Source organism: Pseudolysinimonas sp. (assembly GCF_051954455.1).
Lineage (GTDB): Bacteria > Actinomycetota > Actinomycetes > Actinomycetales > Microbacteriaceae > Pseudolysinimonas.
On the sequence record NZ_JBQCHS010000033.1, the window covers coordinates 120,901 to 144,993 of the forward strand.

The following is a 24,093-nucleotide window of genomic DNA, read 5'->3' on the forward strand; positions in this document are numbered from 1 at the left end:
GGCGGCATCCCCCTTCTCGGTTGGAGGAACCGTGGCTCTCTCCCGCAAGCGTCAGAAGGAGCTGAAGCGCCTGAGGCGCTCAGCCGAGGATCTCTGGCAGGAGCAGCGCGAGGCGATCGACCACGCGTCGACCGTGCTGCGCGAGGCGCGCCGGCAGGCCGGCAACTACGCCCGCGAGGAGGTCGGACCGCGCGTGCAGTCCGCCTACGACAGTCGGGTCCGCCCCGTCGTCACCTCCGCGCGTCGCAACCTCTCGCATGAGGTGCTGCCCGCCGTCTCCGGCGCGATCGGGTCCGCTCTCGCGGTGCTCGAGGCGACCCGGGACCCGCGCGTGCGCGACGTGGTGCGGCGCGCGACCAAGACGGTCGAGCGGGTGCCCGAGCGGTTCGCGAAGGCATCGCCGATCCCCGTGAAGAAGAAGTCGAACGTCGGCCGCTACGTCGCCTTCGGCATCGGCGCCGTCGCGGTCGCGGGTGTGCTGTACGCCGCATGGCAGACGTTGCGCGCGGACGACGACCTCTGGATCGAGGACCTGGGCGAGGTCGGCGCGGCCGACATCGGCGAGGACGACGAGGCCTGAGCCTCCCCGGATCGGCCGCGCGACCTCACTAGGCTGCGCGGGTGGAGAATCTCCCGCTGCGCAAGCGCCCGATCGACGTCTTCTTCCTCGTCATCTTCAGCGTCTTCATCGTCACCTGCATCATCAGCGACTCCGTCGAGGGACTGGGTCTCGACCAGGTGGCCGATTCGCCGAACATCCTCGTGCAGTGGAACTACTGGTACGCCTCGAACTTCGATCCGCTGTACCAGTCGCATCCCCTCTGGCTGCGCTTCATCAGCGGTACCTCGGCGTTCGTGTACGTCGTCTTCTACGTGCTGCTGATCATCTCGATCGTCAAGCGGTGGAACTGGATCCAGCTGCCGTCGGTCATCTACGCCACGATGATCATCGCGCTGACCGGCATCCCGATCTTCGGCGTGGAGTTCTTCGGCGGCCCGGGGGAGCGCACCCCGAACCCGGCGGTCTTCCTCGCGTTCAACCTGCCCTACATCGTCGTGCCGCTCATCCTGCTGATCCGCATGCGCACGCCGAAGCCGTTCACCCGGCGGTTCTGAGCCCGGTGGCCGCCGTTCATTCGAGCTCGCGGCGGCGCCGCTCGAACTCCTCGATCGCGGGATCCCGCGCCGTCTCGAGCTCGGCGGCGCGGTCGCGCTCGATCCGCTCCAGGCGACGGTAGGCCTCGGGATTGCGGCCGGCCCGCTCCGTCGAACCCGCCTCGCCCCCGATCCAGGCCGCGTGCAGGACGGCGTCCCGGTGATCGCCGAGCACGTCCTGCAGCCGCTTCGCCGCGGCGCCGAGCTCGGCCACGCCCGGACCGCCGCCGTGCGGGGCGTACCGGGCGATGGCCTCCGCGAGGTACCGCACCCGGCGCACCGCCTTGCGGGCGTCGTGGAGGGAGTCGAGGTCGGCCGCGTCGATCCGGCCGAGTCGGCGATGGGCGCGCCGCGCCTGCCGACGGAGCGCTCGATGGAGCACCGAGCGCTGCCCGCGGAGGGCCTCGGCGGCGAGCGGCGGACGCTCGACGAGCGCCGCGAGGTCGGCCACGAGCTCGGTCCAGGAGACCTGATCGAGGAGGGCGACGACCGCGCGCCGATCGCGCCGGTACTCGTCGTGGGCGTCGCCGACGAGCCGGTCGCGGATCGCCGGATCCTCGACACCGCCCGCGTCCAGGAGGTCGACCGCGAGCTCCGCCCGCACCTCCGCGTCGCGGGCGGGTTCGAGCGCGGCACCGAGCTGCCCCAGTCGGTCGCGGAGCCCGTCCGTCACCCCGCGGTCGAGCACCGGTCGGGCGGCGGCGAGAGTGGTTCGGAGGCGCCGCACCACGGTGCGCATGTCGTGCACGACCTCCGGAGCGTCCTCCCGCATCGCGGTGTCGAGCGCGACGAGCTCGGCCAGGTGCTCACGGAGCACCGTCAGGACGACCTCGAGGGCGGCGTGGCTCACGACGGCACGGTAGGCCGCGAAGGTGAACGCCGCGTCAGTCGGCGAGGTTCTCGCTGATCACGTCGAGCGCGAGGTTCTTGGCCGTGGCCGCGGCCTCGCCGAGGCGCCGGGTGATGGCGGCGACGAGACCCTCGATGAGGATCGCGTGCGGCACCCGCGAGGCCAGGGTGAGCTCGTCCTGAAAGGTGAGCTCCGGGGCGGTGACGACGAGGTTCGTCGAGGATGCGGTGGTCAGCGGGCTCCGGGCGAAGGCGGTGACCGCGACCACGGTCGCGCCGGCGGTGACGGCGGCACGTGCCGAGGCGACGGTGGCGGCGTTGGAGCCGCTGCCGCTGATCGCGAGCAGGGCGTCGCCCTCGCCGAGGAGACGGGCCGAGATCTGCTGGCCGATGACGTCCATCGGCGCCTCGGCGGGTCGTCCGATGCTGACGAGGCGCGCCGCGGCGTCCTGTGCGAGGGGCGCCGACAGTCCATTGCCGACGACGACGAGGCGGCGCGCGCCCGCGAGCGTCTCGACCGACCGGGCGACGGCGTCGCCGTCGAGGAGCGCCGTCATCCCGTCCGCGGCGGTGGCGATCGCGTGGAAGGTCGCGGTCACGATGCCGACGGCGTCGGCCGGGGGGGCCGCCGCCGGCGTCGCGGCGGGTGGCGTGCCGTAGCCGGCATCGCGCGCGAGGAGCACGCGCAGCTGCTGATAGCCGGTGTAGCCGAGGCTCTGGCAGGTGCGCACGACCGTGGCGCGCGAGGCGCCCGCGAGGTCGGCGACCTGCTGGGAGCTCAGCTCGACGATGTCGGCGGACCGCGCGAGCAGCACCGCGGCGACCGCCTGCTCGGTCGGCAGGAGCGAGGGCAGGAGCGAGCGGATCGTCGCGATGACCTCGCCGGGGCGCGTCGGCGTCATGCCGGCTCCGCGGCGGAGCGTGCGATCCGCTCGACCTCGTCCGGGCCGAGATCGAAGAGCTCGCGACCGTCGTCGGGCCCGGCGACGGCGACCGCCGTGACGCGGGCCGCGCCGGCCTCCGGAAGCTCCACGACCGCGAACCCGGATCCGACGAGCGCGCGCTCCCGCCCGGCCGGGGCGAACGGATCGGAGGTGTTCGCCACGCCGGGCGCGACCGCGACCGGGAGCCCCTGCTCGATCGCGGTGCGGGCGTGGTGGTAGTGCCCGCCCAGGATCAGACGCACGTCTCCCGTCCCGCACGCATCGAGCAACGCTCGCGGGTCGCGCAGCTCGAGCGCCGCCAGGAGGGCGGAGGAGGCCGGCGTCGGCGGGTGATGCACGACCACGATCGTGCCATGCGGCGCCGGCTCGGTCAGCTGTTCGCGGAGCCAGGCGAGCTGGTCCGCCTCCAGCCGCCCGCTGCCGAAACCGGGCACGGAGGTGTCGAGGCGGATGACGCGGACGCCGCGGACGTCGAGCACCCCGACGCGCGACCCGAGCACCTCCTCGAACCCGGCGCGCCCGTCGTGGTTGCCCATCGCATAGGCGACCGCCGCCCCGCGGACCTCGGCGAACGCCTCGATCCGATCGCGGAGCAGGCGATACGAGGCCGGGGAGCCGTCGTCGGACAGGTCGCCGGAGCACACCACCAGGTCGAGTCGGTCGACCTCCGCGGCGCGCTCCAGGACTCGATCGAGCGCCTCCGTGGTGTCGACGACGCCGTAGTGCCGCGTGCCGTCGCCGAACAGGTGCGTGTCGGAGAGGTGCAGGATGCGCAGAGGCTCGGCCATGCCCACAGCGTGTCAGACCGGGATCGTCGGGTCGCTCGGCCGCTCCGCCCGCGCCGCTCGCGCGGACCGCCGCCGGAGCGCGGTGACGATCGGCAGCTCCCACCGCCCGGAGATGAGCCGGTGCCGCACGAGACCCGAGAGCTGGTCGATGAGCATCGTGACGACGACCACCACGATCAGCAGCATCCCCACCACCGGCCATACCCGGAACTGGATGTTGTCGACGAGCATCTTGCCGATGCCGCCGGCACCGATGAGACCGAGGATCGCGGAGGCGCGCACGCTGATCTCGAAGCGGTAGAGCCAGAAGGCGAGCACCTCGGGCTGGGCGTTCGGCCACACGCCCCACCGCATGACCTGCACCCGCGACGCGCCGGCCGCGACGGCGGCCTCCGCGGCGCCACGATCGACGGCCTCGAACGTCTCGTACCCCCACTTGCCGAGGGTGCCGATGGAGCCGATGGCGATCGCGAGCGCGCCCGTGAAGGCCGTGAGGCCGGTGACCGAGAGCATCAGCACCGCGATGACCACCTCCGGCACCGCGCGCAGCACGGCGAAGACGGCCCGCAGCGGCCAGCGCACGATCGCGGGCGCGAGCCCGCGCGCGGCCAGAAGGCTGAGCGGGAAGGAGATGACGATGCCGATCACGGTGCCGAACCAGGCCATCGCAACCGAGAGCATGGTGGCCGCGAGCGCATCCGGCAGACGGTTCCACGCCGGCGGCAGGAACAGCTGGCCGAAGAGCTTCACCGCGGCTTGGGGGAGGGTGAGCAGCGAGTCCCAGCGGATGTCGACGCTCCAGAACGCACCGACCACGACGATCACCACGACGATCGAGGCGATCGTGCGCGCGGCCCGGAACGGGCGCCGCGGTCGCTCCGACCCCCCCGGCAGCGCGGGCACGCTCGGGCGCTCCGTCCGGATCGCGGTCACCGGGTCAGCCTCCGCCGGACCTGATCGCTCAGCAGCTCGAGCAGCGCGATCATGACGAGGATCTCGAGGATGATGAGCGCAAGGTAGTGGTAGTAGAAGAAGGTCCGCACCTGGTCGATGAGCATCCCGAGGCCGCCGGCGCCGACGAGCCCGATGACGGTCGAGGCGCGGATGTTGAGCTCGAACACGTAGATGACCTGGGAGATGTAGGTGGGGGCGACCTCGGGCAGCATCGCGGCCCGATTCGCCTTCGTCCAGGTGGCGCCGGAGGCGAGCGCCGCCTCCTGCCCGCCGCGGTCCGCGGAGTCGAGGGCCTCGGAGACGAGCTTCACGAGGATCCCCAGGTCGAACAGGACGAGCGCCATGATGCCGGAGAGCGCCCCGGTTCCGACGAGGGTGACGAAGAGCGAGGCGTAGAGCAGGTCCGGCACGGCGCGGATCACGTTCATCACGAAGCGCACGACCGCGAGGACGGCGCCGCGCGGATTGGTGGCGCGGGAGGCCCAGAACGACACCGGCAGCGCGATGGCCGCGCTCACGGCCGTGCCGATGACCGCCATCTGCACGGTCTGCCCGAGGGCGGGCAGGGTCTGGAGGATGAACGTGTAGTCCGGCTGGAACAGCTGCACCAGCGTGCCGGCCGCGTTCTGCGCGTTGCGCACGAGCGCCCCGGGATCCGCACCGACGGCGATCGCGGCCCACACCGTGATCGCGGCGACCACCGCGACGACCAGCAACGTCCGCGCGAGCGTCCGCGGCTTGGCGGGGCGGAGGGTGGCCGGCGTCGTCACGTGAGTTCGACCTTCGCCGAGGCCAGGACGTCCTCGGCCGTGAGCGATCGCCCGTAGATCGACTCGAACACCGACTCGTCGGCGTCGGCACCGTCGCCGTCGAACACCACCTCGCCGGATCGCATGCCGACGAGTCGTCGGCCGTAGCGGCGTGCCAGATCGAGGAAGTGCAGGTTGACGACGACCGTGATCCCGAGCTCCGCGTTGATCCGCTGGAGGTCGCGCATCACGACGTGCGAGGTCGGCGGGTCGAGCGAGGCGACGGGCTCGTCGGCGAGGATCACCCTCGGCCTCTGCGCGAGGGCCCGCGCGATCGCGACGCGCTGCTGCTGGCCGCCCGAGAGCTCCGACGCCGAGGCGTAGGCCTTGGGCACGATCTCGACGCGTTCGAGGGCCTGCATCGCGAGCTCGACGTCGTCGCGCTTCCAGGCGCCGAGGAGCGAGCGCCACGCGGAGGTCTGATGGAGCCGTCCCATCAGCACGTTGTTCAGCACCGTCGTGCGCCGCGCCAGGTTGAACCCCTGGAACACCATCCCGACGTCGCCCCGCAGCTCGCGGAGCGCCCGCCCGCGGAGGCCGCGCAACCGCGCGTCGCCGACGGTGATCTCGCCCGAGCTGATCGGCACCAGCCCGTTGATGGTGCGGATGAGCGTCGACTTTCCCGCTCCCGACAGCCCGACCACGGCGACCATCTCGCCCGCGGGGATGTCGAGACTCACGCCGCGCAGCCCGGCGGTGCCGTTCGGGTACGTCACGTCCACGCGATCGAAGCGGATGCCGGCGCCGCCGGCGGTGGTCGTCCGAGTCATGATGCCCTCCGGAGTCGATCCTGCGGGATGGGGGGTCGGGAACGGGATGTCGGGTGGGGACGCCCCGAGCGCAATCGGGCGTCCCCACCCGCGGCGGGGGAGCGGGCTCGATCAGCCGAGGCCGATGAGCGCCGCCTCCTTCTGGGTCTTCTGCAGGGCGGTCGGGTTCGCGTCGGTCAGGCCGCTGATCTGGTAGATCGCCTGCAGGGCGGCCTTGCCGTCGCTCGTCGACGCGTAGTCCTTCATCGCCGCGGCGATCTTCTTCTGCCAGGCGGGGCTGAGCGCGGAGCTGATCGAGACGCCGTCGTTCGGGATCTCGTCGGTGAGCGCGAATACCACGACCTTGCTGCCGACATCGGGCGCATCCTTGGTCACGACCGTGCGGGCGTCCCAGTAGGAGGTCCCGACCTCGGTGTCGCCGTGGTACACCGACAGCACGCTGGCATCGTTCGCGGTGACCTGGGTGACCGACATGTCGCTCGTCGAGATGCCCGCGGCCTTCAGCGCGGCGACCGGGAAGATGTAACCGGCCGGCGACGCGGCCTGCAGGAGCGTCACCTTCGCGCCCTTCATCTTCTTGATGGCGTCGAGGCCGGCGGGGCCCGTGCCGCTCTGGGTGCCGTTGCAGTAGAGCATGCCGTTGGCCCCGGCGGTCGGCTTGTCGGAGCAGTACTTGTCGGGGTTGTTGGTGAAGAACTGCGCGGAGTAGCTGCTCGCAGTGCCGCGCACGGTCTGCAGCGACGGCACCGCGCCGTACTTGTCGCACGCCTGGCTCATCTGCAGGCTCGGCAGCATCCCGATCTGAGCCTGGTTCGAGCCGATCGCCTCGACGGCCGCCTGGTAGTCCTGCGTGATGACGCCCTTGACCGGGATGCCGAGACGCTGCGTGAGCGCGGCCTCGAGCGGCTTCACGGTCTCGACCAACTTGTTGGCGTCGCCGGAGGGCACGAGCGCGAGGGTCAGCTGGGTCGGCGCCTTGGCATCGGAGGAGGCCTTGCCGGTGCACGGCTCCGCGTCGGCCGCGGCCTTCGTCGCGCCGCCGGCGGGCTGCTGCTGGACCGCGCAGCCGGTCAGCGCCAGGGCGGCGGCCGCGATCAGCACGGCGAGCGTCGCACCCGTTCGGGTCTTCGTCATGTCGTTCCTGTTCTGTGCATGGAGGAGGGGTGAGTGGAGCGGGACGGGGATGCGGGAGAGACCGCCGGGTGCGTCGCGAGGAACCCCCGCGGGTCGCGCGCCCAGTCGGTCAGATCGTCGTAGAGGTCCTGGAACAGCGGCGCGACGAGGTGCGCCGCCCTGTTCTGCTGACCGAAGCGGTCGATGAGCGCCGCGCCGCTACCGCCGGCGAGAGGGAGCTCGAGGTCGTTGTGCCAGATGTCGCCGACCGAGAGCAGGAGGGCGGGATCCCGTCCCTCGAGCAGCCGGGGGAGGATCGTCTGCCAGCCGGCCGGCTTGCCCGCCTCGGTGATCACGAGGTCGACGGCGTCGGCGATGCCGAGGCGGTCGAGGGTCTCGTGCACGCCCTCGGCGGGCGCGTTGGTGACGAGCACGCGCTCGGCGTCGCCGGCGACGGAACGGAGGAATCCGTCGAGCCCCGGTGGAGTAGCGACCGGCACCTCGCCGTCGGCGAGCGCCCGGCGGCTGGCGTGGAACGCCGCGTCCAGCTGCTCGCGGGTCGCGACGCCGCGGAGCAGCGTCGCGACCGCGGCGTAGCCGTCGGCGTAGACCGGGGATTCGGGTGCCCCGACGAGGTAGGCGCCGAGGCCGGCCCGCACAGCGTCACGGCGGTCGGTGGCGACGTCGGCGACGTCGAGCGCGGCCTCGGCGTAGGCCCAGACCGGAGCATCTCCGACGCACACGGTGCCGTCGAAGTCGAGCACCAGGATCGGGCGCTCGTCGGCGACGGGGGAGATCATGCCTGCGACCCTAGTCGCCCACGAACGCTCCGTTCATGAAATTCTCGCGCATGAAACATGCGTTCATGCGTTGTTCACGTGGCTCAGGCCCCGGGGCCCCCGCCGAGCTTGCGCACCTCGTCGTCGATGCGCTGCTGCGAGATGGGACGTGAGCCGGGGCCGAAGGTCGAGAGCGCGGAGAACAGCGTCGCGATTCCGAAGCCGAAAATCAGCCACATCGGCCAGAAGTAGCCCATCCCGGTCAGCGCCCAGACGGCCGAGCACAGCGCGAGGATGATGACGAAGACCAGGATCATGTACCAGAAGTCGCGCCGCGCCTTGATGCGCTTGCGCGCGACTTCGCGGATGTCGGGCTCGCTCATGGCGCCGATTGTAGGGATCCGGGGGAGTGGAGCCTAGGGGAATCGAACCCCTGACCTCCTGCTTGCAAAGCAGGCGCTCTACCAATTGAGCTAAGGCCCCTCTGCTTGCTGGTGCGCCGCCGCTCCTGCGGCGCACGCCGCTCCGCGGCCCGAGCGCGGTCGCGCCGCTTCGCTGGATGCCGCACGAACTCGAGGAGCGACGCCTCCGGCGTCGCGTGGGGCTACCAGGACTTGAACCTGGGACCTCTTCGTTATCAGCGAAGCGCTCTAACCGCCTGAGCTATAGCCCCGAAGGCCCCGAAGGGCCTCGCCTACTGTACTCGATCGGATCAGTTGTTCTGGAATCCGACCAGGACGCCCCCGGTGAAGCGGACGCTGAGGTTGTAGAGCACCGCGGCGATGGCACCGAGCACCGTCCCGACGATGGTGTTGAGGATCGCGACCACGAGGGTGAAGAGCGACACCGTGCCGAGGCCGAACGAGCTCGTGATCGAGAAGCTCGGGTCGGCGAGGATGTCCTGCAGCGCGCTGTCGAGCCGATCGAACACGTGGGTGGAGTAGAGCACCACCCAGATGAGGATGACCGCGACGATCAGCACGATCCCCAGGCACAGCCAGATGAGGAACGACAGCTTCACGACCGACCAGAAGTCGACGTAGACGAGGCGCAGGCGCACCTGACGGTTGGAGACGCTGCGGGAGTCCTTGCGTTGGAGCTTCTCGGCGACGCTGCTCATGCTTCGGGCTGGTCCTCTCCGTCACGGGGCTCCGCCGGAGCGGAGTCGCCCTCTACCGTAGCGGTCCCATCCTGGGCGCCGGACGCGGCGGCGTCCACCGTGTCCGCATCCTCATCGGCACCCTCCAGGTTCCGCTCGATGTTGCGGGCGACGGAGATGATGCGATCGGCCTCCTCGAAGCGCGCGAACACGACACCCATCGTGTCGCGGCCCTTGGCCGGGACCTCGGAGACCGCGGAGCGCACGACCTTGCCGCTCGCGAGCACGACGAGGGTCTCGTCACCCTCGTCGACGATGAGCGCACCGGCGAGCGTCCCGCGATCGTCGTTGAGCTTCGCGACCTTGATGCCGAGGCCGCCGCGGCCCTGGACCCGGTACTGGTCGACGGAGGTGCGCTTGGCATAGCCGCCCTCGGTGACGACGAAGACGTAGCCCTCGTCGCTGACCACCGACGCCGACAGCAGCGCGTCGCCCTCACGGAAGTCCATGCCCTTGACGCCGGAGGTGGAGCGGCCCATCGGCCGGAGCGCGGTGTCGGTCGCGGAGAACCGCAACGACTGCCCCTTGCGCGAGACGAGCAGGATGTCCTCGCCCTGCGAGACGAGCATCGCCGAGACGAGCTCGTCGCCCTCGCGGAGGTTGATCGCGATGATGCCGCCGGTGCGGTTCGTGTCGTACTCGGCGAGCCGCGTCTTCTTGACGAGCCCGTCGCGGGTGGCGAGCACGAGGTAGTCCGCGACCTGGTAGTCGCGGATGTCGAGCACCTGCGCGATCTCCTCGTCCGGCTGGAGAGCGAGCAGGTTCGCGACGTGCTGGCCCTTCGCGTCGCGGCCGGCCTCCTGGATCTCGTACGTCTTCGCGCGGTACACGCGGCCGGCCGTCGTGAAGAACAGCAGCCAGTGGTGCGTCGTCGTGACGAAGAAGTGCTCGACGACGTCGTCGGCGCGCAGCTGAGCACCCTTGACGCCTCGACCTCCTCGGTGCTGCGAGCGGTAGTTGTCGCTGCGGGTGCGCTTGATATACCCCCCGCGGGTGATGGTGACGACCATCTCCTCCTCGGGGATCAGGTCCTCGACCGACATGTCGCCGTCGAACCCGAAGAGGATCTCGGTGCGCCGGTCGTCGCCGTACTTCGCGGTGATCTCGGAGAGCTCCTCCGTGATGATCGCGCGCTGGCGGACCTCGCTCGCGAGGATCGCCTCGTACTCCGCGATCTCACGCTCGAGCTCGGCGAGCCGGTCCTGGATCTTCTGGCGCTCGAGCGCGGCGAGGCGCCGCAGCTGCAGCGCAAGGATCGCGTCGGCCTGCGCCACGTCGACGTCGAGCAGGTCGATGAGGCCCTGGCGCGCCTCGTCGACGTCGGGGGAGCGGCGGATGAGCGCGATGACCTCGTCGAGCGCGTCGAGCGCCTTGACGTAGCCGCGCTGGATGTGCGCGTCGGCCTCGGCCTTGCGCAGGCGGAAGCGCGTTCGGCGCACGATGACCGAGATCTGGTGCTCGATCCACAGGCTGATGAACTGGTCGATCGAGAGCGTGCGCGGCACCCCGTCGACGATCGCCAGCATGTTGGCGCCGAAGTTCTCCTGCAGCTGCGTGTGCTTGTACAGGTTGTTGAGGACCACCTTGGCGACGGCGTCCTTCTTGAGGATGATGACGAGCCGCTGCCCGGTGCGCCCGGATGTCTCGTCGCGGATGTCCGCGATCCCGGCGAGCTTGCCCTCCTTGACCAGGTCCGCGATCTTGATCGCGAGGTTGTCGGGGTTGACCTGGTACGGCAGCTCGGTGACGACGAGGGCGGTGCGGCCCTGCAGCTCCTCGACGTTGACGACGGCGCGCATCGTGATCGAGCCGCGGCCCGTCCGGTAGGTGTCGTGGATGCCCTTGACGCCGAGGATCTGGGCGCCGGTCGGGAAGTCGGGTCCCTTCACGCGCGCGATGATCGCGTCCTGCAGCTCCTCGCGCGTCGCATCCGGGTGCTCGAGGGCCCAGAGCGCCGCGTCGGAGACCTCGCGGAGGTTGTGCGGCGGGATGTTGGTCGCCATGCCGACGGCGATGCCGACCGAGCCGTTGACCAGCAGGTTGGGGAAGCGGCTCGGGAGGACGACGGGCTCCTGGGTGCGCCCGTCGTAGTTGTCCGTCATATCGACGGTGTCCTCGTCGATGTCCCGGACCATCTCCATGGCGAGCGGCGCCATCTTGGTCTCGGTGTACCGGTGCGCGGCCGCGCCGTCGTTGCCGGGGGAGCCGAAGTTGCCCTGCCCGAGCGCAAGCGGGTAGCGCAGCGACCACGGCTGCACGAGGCGCACGAGGGCGTCGTACACCGAGGAGTCGCCGTGCGGGTGGAACTGCCCCATGACGTCGCCGATGACGCGGGTGCACTTCGAGAACGCGCGGTCGGGTCGGTAGCCCCCGTCGTACATCGTGTAGATCACGCGGCGGTGCACCGGCTTCAAGCCGTCCTCGACGCGGGGGAGGGCGCGCCCCACGATCACGCTCATCGCGTAGTCGAGGTAGCTGCGCTGCATCTCCAACTGGAGGTCGACCGCCTCGATGCGGCCGCCGGGCGCCGGGATGTCGGTTCCGGTGGTGTCGGTCAATTCAGGTCCTTCGTCTCGTGGTCTCGATCCGCGCCCTCGGCGCTACGCGACCACCGTCAAATGTCGAGGAAGCGGACGTCCTTGGCGTTCTGCTGGATGAACTGGCGGCGCAGGTCGACGTCGTCGCCCATGAGCGTGGAGAACACGCCGTCCGCGATGGCGGCGTCGTCGAGGGTGACCTGCTTGAGGGTGCGGGTGTCGGGGTTCATCGTCGTGTCCCACAGCTCCTGGTGGTTCATCTCGCCGAGGCCCTTGTAGCGCTGCACGCCGTTGTCCTTCTGCAGACGCTTCCCGGCCGCGGCACCGGCGGTCAGCAGGGCGTCCCGCTCGCGGTCCGAGTACACGTACTCGTGGTCGGCGTTCGTCCACTTGAGCCGGTAGAGCGGCGGCTGCGCGAGGTAGACGTAGCCCATCTCGATGAGCGGCCGCATGTAGCGGAACAGCAGGGTCAGCAGCAGGGTCGTGATGTGCTGACCGTCGACGTCGGCATCCGCCATCAGCACGATCTTGTGGTACCGCGCCTTGTCACCGTCGAAGTCCTCGCCGATCCCGGTGCCGAACGCCGTGATCATGGCCTGGATCTCCGCGTTCGCGAGGGCGCGGTCGAGCCGCGCCTTCTCGACGTTCAGGATCTTGCCGCGCAGCGGCAGGATCGCCTGCGTCTCGGGGTTGCGACCCTGGACCGCGGAACCGCCGGCGGAGTCGCCCTCGACCAGGAACACCTCGGACTCCCACGGGTTGCGGCTCGAGCAGTCCTTGAGCTTGCCCGGCATGCCGCCGCCCTCGAGCAGGCCCTTGCGGCGGGTCTGCTCGCGCGCCTTGCGCGCCGCGATCCGCGCGGTCGCCGCCTGGATCGCCTTGCGGATGATGTCGCGCGCCTGGTTCGGGTTGCGCTCGAACCAGTCGCCGAGCTCCTGCCCGACCACGCGCTGCACGAACGACTTCGCCTCCGTGTTGCCGAGCTTGGTCTTCGTCTGACCCTCGAACTGCGGCTCGGAGAGCTTGATCGAGATGACCGCCGTGAGCCCCTCGCGCACGTCGTCGCCGGAGAGGTTCTCGTCCTTCTCCTTGAGGAGGTTCTTCTCGCGCGCGTAGCGGTTGACGAGCGTGGTCAGCGCCGCCCGGAAACCCTCCTCGTGCGTGCCGCCCTCGTGCGTGTTGATGACGTTCGCGTAGGTGTGGACCGACTCCGAGTAGGCGTTGGTCCACTGCATCGCGACCTCGAGCGACATGCCGCGGTCCTTGTCCTCGGCGTCGAAGTCGATGATCTCATCGTGGATGACCTCGGTCTTCTTCGCGGAGTTCAGGAACTCGACGTAGTCCACGAGACCGTGCTCGTAGTGGAAGACGTCGGAGCGCGGCGTGCCGTCCTCTGTCGCCTCCGCCTCCCGCTCGTCGGTGAGCGAGATCCGCAACCCCTTGTTGAGGAAGGCCATCTGCTGGAAGCGGGTCCGCAGCGTTTCGTAGTCGAAGTCGATCGTCTCGAAGGTCTCGGCACTCGGCCAGAAGGTCGTGGTCGTGCCGGTGATGTCGGTCGCTTCGCCCTTCGCGACCGGGGCCTCGGGCACGCCGTCGCGGTACGACTGCCGCCAGACGGAGCCCTGGCGACGGACCTCGACCTCGAGCCGGCTCGACAGCGCGTTGACCACGGAGCTGCCGACGCCGTGGAGGCCGCCGGAGACCGCGTACCCTCCGCCGCCGAACTTGCCGCCGGCGTGCAGGATCGTCATGACGACCTCGAGGGTCGACTTCTTCTCGGTCGGGTGCTCGTCGACTGGGATCCCGCGCCCGTCGTCCACGACGCGCACGCCGCCGTCGGGGAGGATCGTCACCTCGATGTGGGTGGCGAATCCGGCGAGGGCCTCATCGACGGAGTTGTCGACGATCTCCTGGACGAGGTGGTGCAGACCACGCGGACCCGTGGATCCGATGTACATGCCCGGCCGCTTGCGCACGGCCTCGAGGCCTTCGAGCACCTGGATCGCGGATGCGCCGTACGAGTCGTCGGACGAGGTGCTCGGAGAAGTGGAAGACATCGAGGCGGTGGCTCCTGCCGGTGGTCGAACGGGGGACACGACATGTCATCCCCGACCGGTCGATTCTACTGCAGAGCCACCCCTCTCGCGGGCGCACGCGGCGTTCTGCGGCCTTTTCGCGACCGCGACGACCTGATTTGTCTTCTCAGCCGTAGGTGTCGCGCGGACCGCGCCCTGGAATCGCTCTGGGGCCGCGTTTCCACGAGGGGGCGTCCGGCCCGGTGAAGCGCACGTCGACGATGCCGGCCGCAGCGTGACGCTCCTCGATGTTGGCGACGACCCGCGAGCGCATGAGGTTCATCTGGGTGCGCCAGGCCGTGGAGTCGCAGCGGACCGTGAGGACGCCGGCCTCGATCGAGAGGGGCTCCGTGTGGAGGGCGTTCTCGGTCCCGACGATGTCGGCCCAGGACGCCAGCAGATCCGCCTCGGCCAGGGGAGACTCCCATCCCCGCGACGCGGTCAGGTCGTCGACGACGTCGAGCAGACCGCGCGGTTCGCGACCGGGGCCGTAGGGCACGCTCCCCTCCTCGGCGGAGCTCCGCCGACGACGACGCGCATCGCGCCCGCGCTGCGACGGGTCGCCGAAGACCTCGCGGATCCGCCGGAACACGGCGATGTGCTCGGGTTCGGGCGCCGTGCGAGAGCGCTCCTCGGTCATGCGATCACCCGCCCCGCTTCGATGCGCACGAGGCGCCCGGTGAACTCCCGGGGCACGTCGGACTCGACGGCGGCGGTGACGAGCACCTGCTCGTAGTCGCCGACGGCGGCGGCGAGCTGCCCCCGCCGGGTCTCGTCGAGCTCCGCGAAGACATCGTCGAGGATGATCACGGGGTCGCCGACGGGGGAATCGGCGCGCAGCACCGCGGCCGACGCGAGCCGCAGCGACAGGGCGAACGACCACGACTCCCCGTGACTGGCGTACCCGCGCGCCGGGAGCCCGTTGAGCATGAGCACGAGGTCGTCCCGGTGCGGGCCGGCGAGCGTGAGGCCCCGGTCGAGCTCCGCACGACGGAGCCGGACGAGTGCTGCGCGGAAGGCCTCGACGAGCGCGGGCCGATCGAGGCGCGCGGTCGCCGGATCGGCCGCGTCCTCGTCCACCGCGTCGGAGAGGATGCTGAGCGCGTTCCCCAGCTCGGCCCGGTGGTCGTCCCCGGCGATGCGCCCGTACGCCGCGGCCACCTCGGGGGCGAGGCGCTCGGTCAGCTCGGCCCGGGCGTCGATGATCTCGGCCCCGAGCTGCACGAGGCGGTCGTCCCAGAGCTCCAGGGTCGACAGCTCGGGGTTGCGCACGCCGCGCGCCGACTTGAGGAGCGAGTTGCGCTGCTTGAGCACCCGCTCGTAGTCGGCGATCACCCCCGCGAAGCGGGGCGCGGTCTGGATGAGCAGCTGATCGATGAACCGCCGCCGGGCCGACGGCTCTCCGCGGACGAGCACGAGGTCCTCGGGGGCGAACAGCACGGTCGCGATGTAGCGGGGCAGGTCCCGGGGCTTGGTCGCGACCCGGTTGACCTGCGCGCGGTTCGCGCCCGAGCGGTTCAGCTGCAACTCGATCAGCACCTCGCGCTCACCGTGCTGGAGCCGCGCCCGCACGATCGCCGCCTCCGCACCGCTGCGGATCAGCGCCTGGTCCGTCGACACCCGGTGGGAGCCAAGCGTGCTCAGGTATCCGAGCGATTCGACCAGGTTCGTCTTGCCCTGGCCGTTCCGGCCGACGAAGACGTTCGGCCCCGCCGCCAGCTCGACGTCGGCGTGCGCGTAGTTCCGGAAGTCGGTGAGGCTCAGGTGCGCGACGATCACGACCCGGCGCCGGCGGTCACGCCGCCGGCCCGTCCTCCGCGGACTTCACGGCGTGACCGCCGAACTGGTTCCGCAGGGCGGCGACCGCCTTCATCGCGGGGGAGTCCTCCTGCCGCGAGACGAAGCGGGCGAAGATCGACGCGCTGATCGTCGGCAGCGGGACCGCGTGGTCCAGCGCCTCCTGGATCGTCCATCGGCCCTCGCCGGAGTCGTCGACGTAGCCGCGGATCTCCTTGAACTCCGGGTCCTCGTGCAGCGCCTTCGCCATGAGCTCGAGCAGCCAGCTCCGCACGACGGTCCCGCGCTGCCACGCGGTGAAGACGCCGGCGACGTCGTGGATCAGCTCGCTCGCCTCCATGAGCTCGTAGCCCTCGGCGAGCGCCTGCATCTGCGCGTACTCGATGCCGTTGTGCACCATCTTCGCGTAGTGACCGGCGCCGACCGGCCCGACGTGGACGAAGCCCTCCTCGCGCGGACCCTCCGGACGCAGCGCGTCGAAGATCGGCATCGCGCGCTCGATGTCGGCCGCGTCGCCGCCGGCCATCAGGCCGTAGCCGTTGTCGAGGCCCCAGACGCCGCCGGAGACGCCGCAGTCGGCGAAGTGGACGCCCTTCTCGGCGAGGGTGTGCGCGTGAGGGCGGTCGACCGTGTACTTCGAGTTGCCACCGTCGATGACGAGGTCGCCCTCCTCGAGCACCCCGGCGAGGTCGTTGATGACCCCGGTCGTGATGGCACCGGACGGCACCATGACCCACACGATGCGGGGGGTCGGCAGCGCCGCGGCGAGGCCCGCGAGATCGGGCACGTCGGTGACGGCGGGGTTCGGGTCGTACCCCGTGACCTCGATGCCGGCGTCGCGCATCCGCTGGCGCATGTTGTTGCCCATACGGCCGAGGCCGACGAGTCCGATGTGCATGAGGTCTCCCTGGAAGGTGGTGATCGGCGGCCGGGCGTCGGTCAGCGCAGCAGCAGATTCGGCTGGAGCAGGTACTTGTAGTTGTCCGCGCCCGGCTGATCCTTCGACGACTGGCTGGTGATGAGCACCGGCCCCGGCTTGTTCGGATTCTCCGTCTTGGTGAACGAGATGCGCACGAACTCGGAGTGAACTGCCTGCAACGCGTCGAGCAGGAACGACGGCTTGAGCGACACGACGGTGTCGCCTCCGTGGAGGTGCGCCTCGATCGTCTCCTGAGCCTGGGCCTGTTCGGAGCCGGCCGCCTCGAGGGTGAGGCCGTCGATCGAGAAGCTGAAACGCAGCGCCGCCTCGCGCTCCAGCACGAGCGACACACGGCGGACCGATTCGATGAGCTCGGAGGTCGTGAGAACGGCGTAGTTGTCGACGTCCTCGGGGAACAGCCGCTTGACCGGGGGGAAGTTGCCCTTGATGAGGAGCGAGGTCACGGTGCGCTTGTCGGCGCTGAAGGCGATGAGCTCCCGGTCATCGGTGCGGACGATGGACACCGCGACGGTGCCGCTGTGCGCGAAGGTCTTGCCGATCTCGGAGAGGGTGCGCGCCGGGATCAGCGCGGCCGACCCGGCGCTCGACGTGGTGCCGCCGTCCCAGTCGATGTCGCGGACTGCGACCCGGTACCGGTCGGTGGCGACGAGCGACAGCGAGGTCTCGCCCACCTCGAGCTGCACGCCGGTGATGACCGGGGTGACGTCGTCGCGGGAGGCCGCGACCGTGACCTGCGCGACGGCGTCCGCGAAGTCCTCGGCCGGCACGACACCCGTGCGGTCGTCGACCTGGGGGAGCGTCGGGTACTCCTCGACCGGCATGCTCAGCAGAGTGAAGCGGGCCGATCCGCAGCGCACGTTGATCTTGCCGTCGTCGGTCGAGAACTGCACCGGGGCGTTGGGCAGGCGGCTGGCGATGTCGGCGAGGAGCCGGCCCGAGACGAGCGCGGTCCCCGGTTCATCGATGTCGGCGGCGATCTCGGTGCGCGACGACACCTCGTAGTCGAATGAGGAGAGGACGAGGGCCCCATCGGACGCCTCGAGGAGGATGCCGCTCAGGATCGGCTGCGTGGTGCGTTGCGGCAGCAACCGCACCGCGAACGACACGGCCTCGCTGAAGACGTCCCGATTGACCTGGAACTTCACGAAGGCGACTCCTTGTCGTTGCGACCCCGCGGCCGAGCGTGGCGGGGGGTCGATACTCCCATCCCCGATCCTGGCACAGCAAGGCCGGTGTCCCGGGTGGGGTCGGGCGCCTCCGGAAAAGGTTGTGGACCCGCGAAGAGTGGAGGAGAGGGTTAATCCTCTTAACGCCTGTGCACGGTGTGGACAACTGCCGTGATGCCCGTTCGGAACGGGGAACTACAACCGTGTCAGATGTGAGCGGGGCGGGGACGACTACCGGACAGGATCGGACGGCGGCCCGACGTGTGATTCGGAATTCCACAGCGGCCGGGCCCGTCGTCAACAAGTCCTCCGCAGCTCGACCCGGCGTTTTCCACAGGTTGTGCACAATCTGTGCAATACCGGAGACGATCCGGCTGCTGTCTACTCCCCCGAAGAGGGGGGTCGGGATGGTGGAGCCCCGGGGTCAGATCTTGTTGTAGCGCTGGTTCTGCTTGATGCGGCTGGTCAACTCGGTGACCTGGTTGTAGATCGAACGTCGCTCCTTCATGAGCTCGCTGATCTTCTTGTTCGCGTACATGACGGTGGTGTGGTCGCGGTTGCCGAACAGCTGCCCGATCTTCGGGAGCGAGAGGTTCGTCATCTCGCGGCACAGGTACATGGCGATCTGCCGCGCGGTGGCGACGGCCTGCGATCGGCTGGAGCCGTAGAGGTCGTCGACCGACAGTTTGAAGTAGTCCGCGGTGTGGGTGATGATGTCGACCGGCGCGATCACGTTGTCCTCGTCCAGCGTGATGATGTCCTTCAGGACCGTCTGGACCAGCTGCAGATCGACCGGCGTGCGGTTCAGATTCGCGAACGCCGTCACTCGGATGAGCGTTCCCTCGAGTTCGCGGATGTTCGACGACACCTTGGTGGCGATGAACTCGAGGATGTCGTCGGGGATCTGCAGCTTCTCGCTCTGCGCCTTCTTGCGCAGGATCGCGATGCGGGTCTCGAGGTCGGGCGCCTGCACGTCGGTGATGAGACCCCACTCGAAGCGGGAGCGCATCCGGTCCTCGAAACCGGTCAGGTGCTTCGGGGCGACATCGCTCGTGATGACGACCTGCTTGTTGTGGTCGTGCAGCGTGTTGAACGTGTGGAAGAAGGCCTCCTGGGTCTCGACCGCTCGTTGGAGGAACTGGATGTCGTCGATCAACAGGATGTCGATCTCGCGGTATCGCGCCTGGAAGGCGGACGCGCGGTTGTTGGCGATCGAGTTGATGAAGTCGTTGGTGAACTCCTCGGAGCTCACATACCTCACGCGGATGCCGGGGTAGAGGCGCTCGGCGTAGTGGCCGATCGCGTGGAGGAGGTGGGTCTTGCCGAGTCCCGAGTCGCCGTAGATGAAGAGCGGGTTGTAGGCCTTGGCCGGCGCCTCGGCGACCGCGACGGCTGCGGCATGGGCGAAGCGGTTCGAGCCGCCGATGACGAAGTTGTCGAAGTTGTACTTGGGATTGAGGCGGGAGTCGCCGCGACGGCCGCTGTCGGCGGAGACGGGGGAGGACACGGGCTCGACGGGGGCCGGCTCGAACGGAGCCGGGTCCGGAGCGGGTTGCAGGACGGACGGCTGGATGTCGGGGTTGACCACGATCGCGAAGTTCGCGACCTCCTGCTCGTCGGTGAGCGACGCGAGGGCGTTGAGGAGAGGGACGCGGATCCGCTGCTCGAGCATTCCCCGGGTGAGTTCGTTGGGGACCTCGAGATAGATGGTCCCGGCGAGGACGCCCTTCGGCTCGACGAGGTGGATGAACCCGTGGAGCTGCGGCGTGATGCGCTCGTCCGACTCGAGCTGCGCGACGACCTTCTGCCACAACCGCTGCGTCGGATCGGCGGAGTCGGTCATCTGGGTCGGTCTCGTTTCACGCGTGATTTGTCCACAGGGCCTCGCCGTTGTCCACAGGGGGCTCTGTGCGCAGCGTTGTGGAGGAACACCGCGGAACCGCCCTCCCCCAGGGCGGCTGACGACCACCTTAGTTGCGACACGGGCGCGGCGAGCAAGCGGAATCCCACAGGCTGTGGACAATGGAGGTTTGCGTGTTCGCCGTTTGACCGACCGGCTTCCACGCCCTATTTTTAATCAGTTGACCACGGCGGCCCTCGCCGTCCTCGTTCTTTCCCGCGTTCGCACCCCGTGAGCCGGGTCCCGGAGATATCACCATGAGCAAGCGAACCTTCCAGCCCAACAACCGGCGCCGCGCCAAGGTGCACGGCTTCCGTCTGCGCATGCGTACCCGCGCGGGCCGCGCCATTCTCGCGGCCCGTCGTCGCAAGGGGCGCAGCGAGCTCTCCGCCTGAGACCGCGGGCCTGGTCCGCGGTGCTCGCCAAGGCCAACCGGGTGGTGCGGCCGGAGGACTTCCGTGCCGCCGTCCGGCGTGGCCGACGTCATGCGTCGCGTGAGGTTGTCGTCTATCGGCTTCCGCGGGAGGGCGAGCCGCTCCGCTTCGGATTCATCATCTCCCGCGCGGTGGGCGGTGCCGTCGAACGCAATCGGCTCCGGCGTCGTCTGCGCGCCGTCGGTCGGGAGGTCGTCGACGCCGGACGCTCGGGGGAGGACATCGTCGTCCGCGCGCTCCCCGGCGCGGCTCAATTGAGCTGGAACGAACTGTCCGGCCGGATGCGGACGGAGTTCACCCGGTGATCCGCGTCCTGAAGTTCGTCTGGCTTCTGCCGCGCAACGCGGTCGTGCTCCTGCTGCGGGCATATCGGGCGGTCATCTCACCGCTGTACGGGGACGTCTGTCGGTACTACCCCAGCTGCTCCGCCTACACTCTGCAGGCGATCCAGCGGTACGGCGTCATCGCGGGCACCGGACTCGGCGCCTGGCGGATCCTGCGCTGTCACCCGTGGGCGAAGGGCGGCGTCGACGACGTGCCGGAGCGCCGGGTCTCGCGTTACCGGATCACCGACTTCGGCTTCGTCGTCGCGACGAGCCACGGAAAGGGCTGACACATCTTGGACGGCATCAACGGGATCATCAACGGGATCGGCACGATCCTGACCCCGATCAAGTGGGTCATCGAGGCGATCCTCGTCGGCTTCCACTGGTTCTTCTCGAACGTCCTGCAGATGGACCCGAGTGCGGGTCTGACCTGGGTTCTGTCGATCGTCGGTCTGACGGTGATCGTCCGGGCTGCGTTGATCCCGGTCTTCGTCCGGCAGATCAAGAGCCAGCGGAAGATGATGGAGATCGCTCCCCAGCTCAAGAAGATCCAGGACAAGTACAAGGGCAAGAGGGATCAGTTCTCGCGCGAGGCGATGCAGCGCGAGACCATGGAGATGTACCGCAAGGCGGGCACCAATCCGCTTGCGTCCTGTCTCCCGCTGCTGATTCAGATGCCCGTCTTCTTCAGCCTCCTCCCGGTGCTCAACGAGGCGAAGCCGGATGCGAAGGGCGTGTTCCACCCGGGCGTCGGGCTCTTCAACATCGACCTCGTGAAGAGCTTCTACCACGCCAACCTCTTCGGTGTCGCGCCCCTGAAGGACAGCTTCCAGACGGCGTTGTGGCCCGTCAACGGTGAGCAGGTGCAGGTCGTCGTCGCGATCATCGCCGCGGTCATCGTGCTGCTCATGACGGGTTCTCAGTTCTTCACGCAGCTCCAGCTGGTGTCGAAGAACATGTCGCCGGAGACCAAGGCGAGCCCGATGTACCGCCAGCAGCGCATGCTGCTCTACGTCCTCCCGCTGATCTTCATCTTCTCGGGCTTCGCGTTCCCGATCGGTGCCATGTTCTACTGGCTGACCTCGAACGTGTGGACCCTCGTCCAGCAGTACCTCGTGATCCGCAATCTGCCGACTCCCGGCAGCGAGGCGGCGCTGGCGCGCGAAGCACGTCTGGCGAAGCGCGCCCGCGCACGCGCGTTGGCTCGGGGAGAGGACCCGGATGCGCCGACGATCGCGCTGGACGCGGCGGTCGAGGGGCCCAGCATGGCGCCCAAGCGCGAGAACTTCCAGCGGCAGCAGCCGGTGAGTAAGAACCGCAAGAAGAAGGGCACCCGCTGACATGTCGGACATCACTTCGCCGGACACCGACCTCGAGGGCGACGCGGATCGCTCGATCGCGGAGACCGCTGCCGATCACGGCGTGACGGAGCCCAGCGAGCAGGAGCTGGTCGACGAAGGCGACATCGCGGCGGACTACATCGAGGAGCTGCTCGACATCGCGGATCTCGACGGCGACATCGACATCGATGCGCGCGCCGGCCGCGCCTACGTCTCCGTGACGGCGGGGGAGAGCTCGGACCTGCGCGTCCTCTCCAAGCCCGACACGGTGGCCGCGATGCAGGAGCTGACGCGACTCGCGGTGCAGAACAGAACCGGTCGCTTCTCGCGTCTCATCCTCGACATCGGCGGATCGCGCGACGCGCGTGCGGGGGAGTTGGCCGCGCTCGTGGACCGTGCTGTCGCTCGTCTGGAAGAGGGAGCGGCGTCGGCGTCGCTCCCTCCCATGTCGAGCTACGAGCGCAAGATCGTGCACGACCTCGTCGCCGAGCGCGGACTCACGTCGGCGTCGGAGGGTGAGGGCCGTGACCGGCACACGGTGATCACACGCGCGTGAGTCCCGACGTTCCACGTGAAACATCGGCCCTCGAGCCCGAGCCGGTCGTCGCGGGGAGACTGTTCGGAGACACGATCGAGCAGGCGCGTTCCTACGCCGCCGACTTGAGCTGCTGGGGCGAGCAGCTCGGGCTCATCGGCCCCCAGGAGCTCACGCGTCTCTGGACGCGGCATCTGGTGAATTGCGTGCTGCTCGCACCGCTGCTGCGCGAGGGACGGGTGGGTGACGTGGGCAGCGGGGCAGGACTACCCGGGCTCGTCCTCGCGATCGCACGGCCTGATGTCCACCTGGTCCTCATCGAGCCCATGGAGCGCCGCACGGATTGGCTGCGCGCGGAGGCCGATCGACTCGGACTCGCCAATGTCGAGGTCATGCGGGGACGGGCCGAGGACGTGGGGGAGCTGCGGCTCGATCAGGTCACCGCTCGCGCCGTCTCGGCGCTCCGGACTCTGATCCCGTCGACGGCGCCGCTGGTGCGCGTCGGGGGTGAGTTGATCCTCATGAAGGGCACGCGTGTCGCGGACGAGATCGACGCGGCTCGCAAGCAGATCGCCAGGGCTCGCTTGCGTGACATCGAAGTGCTGGAACTCGGCGCCGGCATCGGCGTTGAGACGACGAGGGTCTTCCGCGCGACCGTGGCCTGACTCAGGCGCGAGGGCTTGTCTGCGACACCACGACACCACGGCGCCGCCCGCGGTCCCTCGGTCCGTCCGCGAATGCAGCCCGGCGACGATCGCACCGCGGCGCGGAGGTGCGTCGTTCGAGTGTCGTCAGGCGGTCGGACGTACGGAGGCTCGGTTGCCCGCAGACTGGCGGCCGCCCGACGCGGCGATACCACTCCCGCGGCCTCCCGACGGCGGCCCGATTCCGTGATGACAGCGCGACACCGCAGCGATGCCCCGAGCGGGACCGTGCGGTGTCACGGCCCCGCGTTGCACGTGCGCAGTGCAGTTCGTGGCAGTCCAACGGAGCCGGGAAGCGCCGGCGGAGCGCTCGTTGCCGGATCCTTGGCGTCGCGCAGAGCCATCGCGGTTCCCCCGACCTTGACCGGGGATGTCGCGGGGGACCCTTCCCGTGTCGGCGGGGGAGCGTGGACGCTGGTGTCGGTCGGACCGGGGCTGTGACGTGCGTGAGCGGTGATGCACAGAGCGCTTCGGGGGCAGGCCGGCGCCCGCGCACCGTCGCGCCCGCGCCCGGCCTGCTATTCGGCGGGGGCGGGCGAGCGGATTCACTGATCCGGGCCGTGGGGTCGCCTGGGAGCACGATGCCGATCCAGGAGCGCCGGTTCCCGTGGCGCACCGAGGCGAGCCACCGCCGAACCGGAGGCGGGGGCGTGTCGTTCGAGCATCGGCGCCCCGGGGGAGACGGCTCCATCCCCTGCGCGCGCGGCTGCAGCAGGGCCTCGCGGTTACCGGACTGCGTGTGTCGATCAGGTTCCCGAACCAAGGCCTCCGCCGAACGCGTCCCGCCGCCGGAGTTCCGCGACCAGCCGGAGCTTCACGTGAAACCGAGCGCTCGGTCCACCCCATGTTTCACGTGAAACGCCACGGCACGCGGTGGGTTTGCGGCCCCGGGTCAATGCGAACAAGCCCAGCCCCCGGTTGCGCGCGAGGGGCATCGCACGCGCTCCCGCCGCGTAAGGTAGACGCAGCCGTCGGCGGATCCGAGGTCCGGTTCTGACGGCGTTTCACGTGAAACGTCT

25 protein-coding genes and 2 tRNA genes are annotated in these 24,093 nt (G+C 69.7%); 8 read left to right on the top strand and 19 right to left on the bottom strand.

Going from position 1 to position 24,093, the window contains the following annotated elements; translation table 11 throughout:
• The first annotated feature begins 31 nt into the window (after window positions 1-31).
• Window positions 32-580 carry a DNA helicase gene (locus ACTHM3_RS14195; protein WP_440406893.1) on the top strand — a complete coding sequence of 183 codons (549 nt, stop codon included), beginning with the start codon at window positions 32-34 and terminating at the stop codon, window positions 578-580.
• Between the two features lie 41 nt (window positions 581-621).
• Window positions 622-1,116 carry an EXPERA domain-containing protein gene (locus ACTHM3_RS14200; RefSeq protein WP_440406895.1) on the top strand — a complete coding sequence of 165 codons (495 nt, stop codon included), beginning with the start codon at window positions 622-624 and terminating at the stop codon, window positions 1,114-1,116.
• Window positions 1,117-1,132: 16 nt separating this feature from the next.
• Here ACTHM3_RS14200 and ACTHM3_RS14205 read toward each other — a convergent pair whose 3' ends face one another.
• The 19 genes from ACTHM3_RS14205 to dnaA form a co-directional block, all read right to left on the bottom strand.
• On the bottom strand, window positions 1,133-2,005 hold the full coding sequence (locus tag ACTHM3_RS14205) for a CHAD domain-containing protein (RefSeq protein ID WP_440406897.1): 873 nt from the start codon (window positions 2,003-2,005) through the stop codon (window positions 1,133-1,135).
• A 34-nt stretch (window positions 2,006-2,039) separates the two neighbouring features.
• On the bottom strand, window positions 2,040-2,906 hold the full coding sequence (locus ACTHM3_RS14210; protein WP_440406899.1) for a MurR/RpiR family transcriptional regulator: 867 nt from the start codon (window positions 2,904-2,906) through the stop codon (window positions 2,040-2,042).
• Window positions 2,903-3,736 carry a metallophosphoesterase gene (locus ACTHM3_RS14215; RefSeq protein WP_440406900.1) on the bottom strand — a complete coding sequence of 278 codons (834 nt, stop codon included), beginning with the start codon at window positions 3,734-3,736 and terminating at the stop codon, window positions 2,903-2,905. The genes ACTHM3_RS14210 and ACTHM3_RS14215 overlap by 4 nt, the downstream gene beginning before the upstream one ends.
• Before the next feature lie 12 nt (window positions 3,737-3,748).
• Complete coding sequence (phnE, locus tag ACTHM3_RS14220; RefSeq protein WP_440406902.1) at window positions 3,749-4,669, bottom strand: phosphonate ABC transporter, permease protein PhnE; 921 nt, start codon at window positions 4,667-4,669, stop codon at window positions 3,749-3,751.
• A complete protein-coding gene (phnE, locus tag ACTHM3_RS14225; RefSeq protein WP_440406904.1) occupies window positions 4,666-5,460 on the bottom strand; it encodes a phosphonate ABC transporter, permease protein PhnE in 795 nt (264 codons plus the stop codon). Before phnE (ACTHM3_RS14225) ends, phnE (ACTHM3_RS14220) begins: the two co-directional genes overlap by 4 nt.
• Window positions 5,457-6,269: a phosphonate ABC transporter ATP-binding protein gene (phnC, locus tag ACTHM3_RS14230; RefSeq protein WP_440406906.1), complete on the bottom strand. Its 813-nt coding sequence runs from the start codon at window positions 6,267-6,269 to the stop codon at window positions 5,457-5,459. The genes phnE (ACTHM3_RS14225) and phnC overlap by 4 nt, the downstream gene beginning before the upstream one ends.
• A gap of 111 nt (window positions 6,270-6,380) precedes the next feature.
• On the bottom strand, window positions 6,381-7,403 hold the full coding sequence (gene phnD / locus ACTHM3_RS14235; protein ID WP_440406907.1) for a phosphate/phosphite/phosphonate ABC transporter substrate-binding protein: 1,023 nt from the start codon (window positions 7,401-7,403) through the stop codon (window positions 6,381-6,383).
• Window positions 7,400-8,182: an HAD family hydrolase gene (locus ACTHM3_RS14240; protein ID WP_440406909.1), complete on the bottom strand. Its 783-nt coding sequence runs from the start codon at window positions 8,180-8,182 to the stop codon at window positions 7,400-7,402. The genes phnD and ACTHM3_RS14240 overlap by 4 nt, the downstream gene beginning before the upstream one ends.
• A gap of 83 nt (window positions 8,183-8,265) precedes the next feature.
• Entirely contained in the window at window positions 8,266-8,544 is a 279-nt protein-coding gene (locus ACTHM3_RS14245; protein ID WP_440406911.1) for a 2TM domain-containing protein, read from the bottom strand.
• Between the two features lie 27 nt (window positions 8,545-8,571).
• Window positions 8,572-8,644, bottom strand: a tRNA-Ala gene (locus ACTHM3_RS14250).
• Window positions 8,645-8,760: 116 nt separating this feature from the next.
• Window positions 8,761-8,834 (bottom strand) — tRNA-Ile (locus ACTHM3_RS14255).
• Window positions 8,835-8,873: 39 nt separating this feature from the next.
• Window positions 8,874-9,281 carry a DUF3566 domain-containing protein gene (locus ACTHM3_RS14260; protein ID WP_440406913.1) on the bottom strand — a complete coding sequence of 136 codons (408 nt, stop codon included), beginning with the start codon at window positions 9,279-9,281 and terminating at the stop codon, window positions 8,874-8,876.
• Window positions 9,278-11,878 carry a DNA gyrase subunit A gene (gene gyrA, locus ACTHM3_RS14265; protein ID WP_440406915.1) on the bottom strand — a complete coding sequence of 867 codons (2,601 nt, stop codon included), beginning with the start codon at window positions 11,876-11,878 and terminating at the stop codon, window positions 9,278-9,280. The genes ACTHM3_RS14260 and gyrA overlap by 4 nt, the downstream gene beginning before the upstream one ends.
• Before the next feature lie 56 nt (window positions 11,879-11,934).
• Window positions 11,935-13,914 (bottom strand): DNA topoisomerase (ATP-hydrolyzing) subunit B, encoded by a 1,980-nt coding sequence (gene gyrB, locus ACTHM3_RS14270; RefSeq protein ID WP_440406917.1) that lies wholly within the window; start codon window positions 13,912-13,914, stop codon window positions 11,935-11,937.
• 145 nt (window positions 13,915-14,059) lie between these two features.
• A complete protein-coding gene (locus ACTHM3_RS14275; protein WP_440406919.1) occupies window positions 14,060-14,572 on the bottom strand; it encodes a DUF721 domain-containing protein in 513 nt (170 codons plus the stop codon).
• On the bottom strand, window positions 14,569-15,711 hold the full coding sequence (gene recF, locus ACTHM3_RS14280) for a DNA replication/repair protein RecF (protein WP_440406921.1): 1,143 nt from the start codon (window positions 15,709-15,711) through the stop codon (window positions 14,569-14,571). The genes ACTHM3_RS14275 and recF overlap by 4 nt, the downstream gene beginning before the upstream one ends.
• Before the next feature lie 16 nt (window positions 15,712-15,727).
• Window positions 15,728-16,627: a phosphogluconate dehydrogenase (NAD(+)-dependent, decarboxylating) gene (gene gnd, locus ACTHM3_RS14285; RefSeq protein WP_440406923.1), complete on the bottom strand. Its 900-nt coding sequence runs from the start codon at window positions 16,625-16,627 to the stop codon at window positions 15,728-15,730.
• 41 nt (window positions 16,628-16,668) lie between these two features.
• Window positions 16,669-17,814 (bottom strand): DNA polymerase III subunit beta, encoded by a 1,146-nt coding sequence (dnaN, locus tag ACTHM3_RS14290; RefSeq protein ID WP_440406925.1) that lies wholly within the window; start codon window positions 17,812-17,814, stop codon window positions 16,669-16,671.
• A 445-nt stretch (window positions 17,815-18,259) separates the two neighbouring features.
• On the bottom strand, window positions 18,260-19,678 hold the full coding sequence (dnaA, locus tag ACTHM3_RS14295) for a chromosomal replication initiator protein DnaA (protein WP_440406927.1): 1,419 nt from the start codon (window positions 19,676-19,678) through the stop codon (window positions 18,260-18,262).
• A gap of 314 nt (window positions 19,679-19,992) precedes the next feature.
• On the opposite strand from dnaA, the gene rpmH reads away from it, so the two are divergent.
• From rpmH to rsmG, 6 genes are read left to right on the top strand one after another with little or no spacing between them, the layout of a single operon-like run.
• Window positions 19,993-20,130, top strand: coding sequence for a 50S ribosomal protein L34 (gene rpmH / locus ACTHM3_RS14300; protein WP_096382907.1), 138 nt, complete (start codon window positions 19,993-19,995; stop codon window positions 20,128-20,130).
• A gap of 20 nt (window positions 20,131-20,150) precedes the next feature.
• On the top strand, window positions 20,151-20,474 hold the full coding sequence (rnpA, locus tag ACTHM3_RS14305; RefSeq protein ID WP_440406930.1) for a ribonuclease P protein component: 324 nt from the start codon (window positions 20,151-20,153) through the stop codon (window positions 20,472-20,474).
• Window positions 20,471-20,782: a membrane protein insertion efficiency factor YidD gene (gene yidD / locus ACTHM3_RS14310; protein ID WP_440406931.1), complete on the top strand. Its 312-nt coding sequence runs from the start codon at window positions 20,471-20,473 to the stop codon at window positions 20,780-20,782. The genes rnpA and yidD overlap by 4 nt, the downstream gene beginning before the upstream one ends.
• A gap of 27 nt (window positions 20,783-20,809) precedes the next feature.
• Window positions 20,810-21,835 (top strand): membrane protein insertase YidC, encoded by a 1,026-nt coding sequence (gene yidC / locus ACTHM3_RS14315; protein ID WP_440407007.1) that lies wholly within the window; start codon window positions 20,810-20,812, stop codon window positions 21,833-21,835.
• Window position 21,836: 1 nt separating this feature from the next.
• The gene (locus ACTHM3_RS14320; protein ID WP_440406933.1) at window positions 21,837-22,391 is read left to right on the top strand and encodes a Jag family protein; all 555 of its coding nucleotides are present in this window, start codon (window positions 21,837-21,839) and stop codon (window positions 22,389-22,391) included.
• The gene (gene rsmG / locus ACTHM3_RS14325) at window positions 22,388-23,035 is read left to right on the top strand and encodes a 16S rRNA (guanine(527)-N(7))-methyltransferase RsmG (protein ID WP_440406935.1); all 648 of its coding nucleotides are present in this window, start codon (window positions 22,388-22,390) and stop codon (window positions 23,033-23,035) included. The genes ACTHM3_RS14320 and rsmG overlap by 4 nt, the downstream gene beginning before the upstream one ends.
• Window positions 23,036-24,093 lie beyond the last annotated feature (1,058 nt).

Excerpts from the sequence above, each read along its gene's own strand:
- gyrB (WP_440406917.1), bottom strand. The coding sequence starts at position 13,914 with ATGTCTTCCACTTCTCCGAGCACCTCGTCCGACGACTCGTACGGCGCA.
- phnD (WP_440406907.1), bottom strand. The coding sequence starts at position 7,403 with ATGACGAAGACCCGAACGGGTGCGACGCTCGCCGTGCTGATCGCGGCC.
- ACTHM3_RS14320 (WP_440406933.1), top strand. The coding sequence starts at position 21,837 with ATGTCGGACATCACTTCGCCGGACACCGACCTCGAGGGCGACGCGGAT.
- rpmH (WP_096382907.1), top strand. The coding sequence starts at position 19,993 with ATGAGCAAGCGAACCTTCCAGCCCAACAACCGGCGCCGCGCCAAGGTG.
- ACTHM3_RS14260 (WP_440406913.1), bottom strand. The coding sequence starts at position 9,281 with ATGAGCAGCGTCGCCGAGAAGCTCCAACGCAAGGACTCCCGCAGCGTC.
- ACTHM3_RS14275 (WP_440406919.1), bottom strand. The coding sequence starts at position 14,572 with ATGACCGAGGAGCGCTCTCGCACGGCGCCCGAACCCGAGCACATCGCC.
- dnaA (WP_440406927.1), bottom strand. The coding sequence starts at position 19,678 with ATGACCGACTCCGCCGATCCGACGCAGCGGTTGTGGCAGAAGGTCGTC.
- ACTHM3_RS14215 (WP_440406900.1), bottom strand. The coding sequence starts at position 3,736 with ATGGCCGAGCCTCTGCGCATCCTGCACCTCTCCGACACGCACCTGTTC.
- gnd (WP_440406923.1), bottom strand. The coding sequence starts at position 16,627 with ATGCACATCGGACTCGTCGGCCTCGGCCGTATGGGCAACAACATGCGC.
- phnC (WP_440406906.1), bottom strand. The coding sequence starts at position 6,269 with ATGACTCGGACGACCACCGCCGGCGGCGCCGGCATCCGCTTCGATCGC.
- ACTHM3_RS14245 (WP_440406911.1), bottom strand. The coding sequence starts at position 8,544 with ATGAGCGAGCCCGACATCCGCGAAGTCGCGCGCAAGCGCATCAAGGCG.
- ACTHM3_RS14210 (WP_440406899.1), bottom strand. The coding sequence starts at position 2,906 with ATGACGCCGACGCGCCCCGGCGAGGTCATCGCGACGATCCGCTCGCTC.
- ACTHM3_RS14240 (WP_440406909.1), bottom strand. The coding sequence starts at position 8,182 with ATGATCTCCCCCGTCGCCGACGAGCGCCCGATCCTGGTGCTCGACTTC.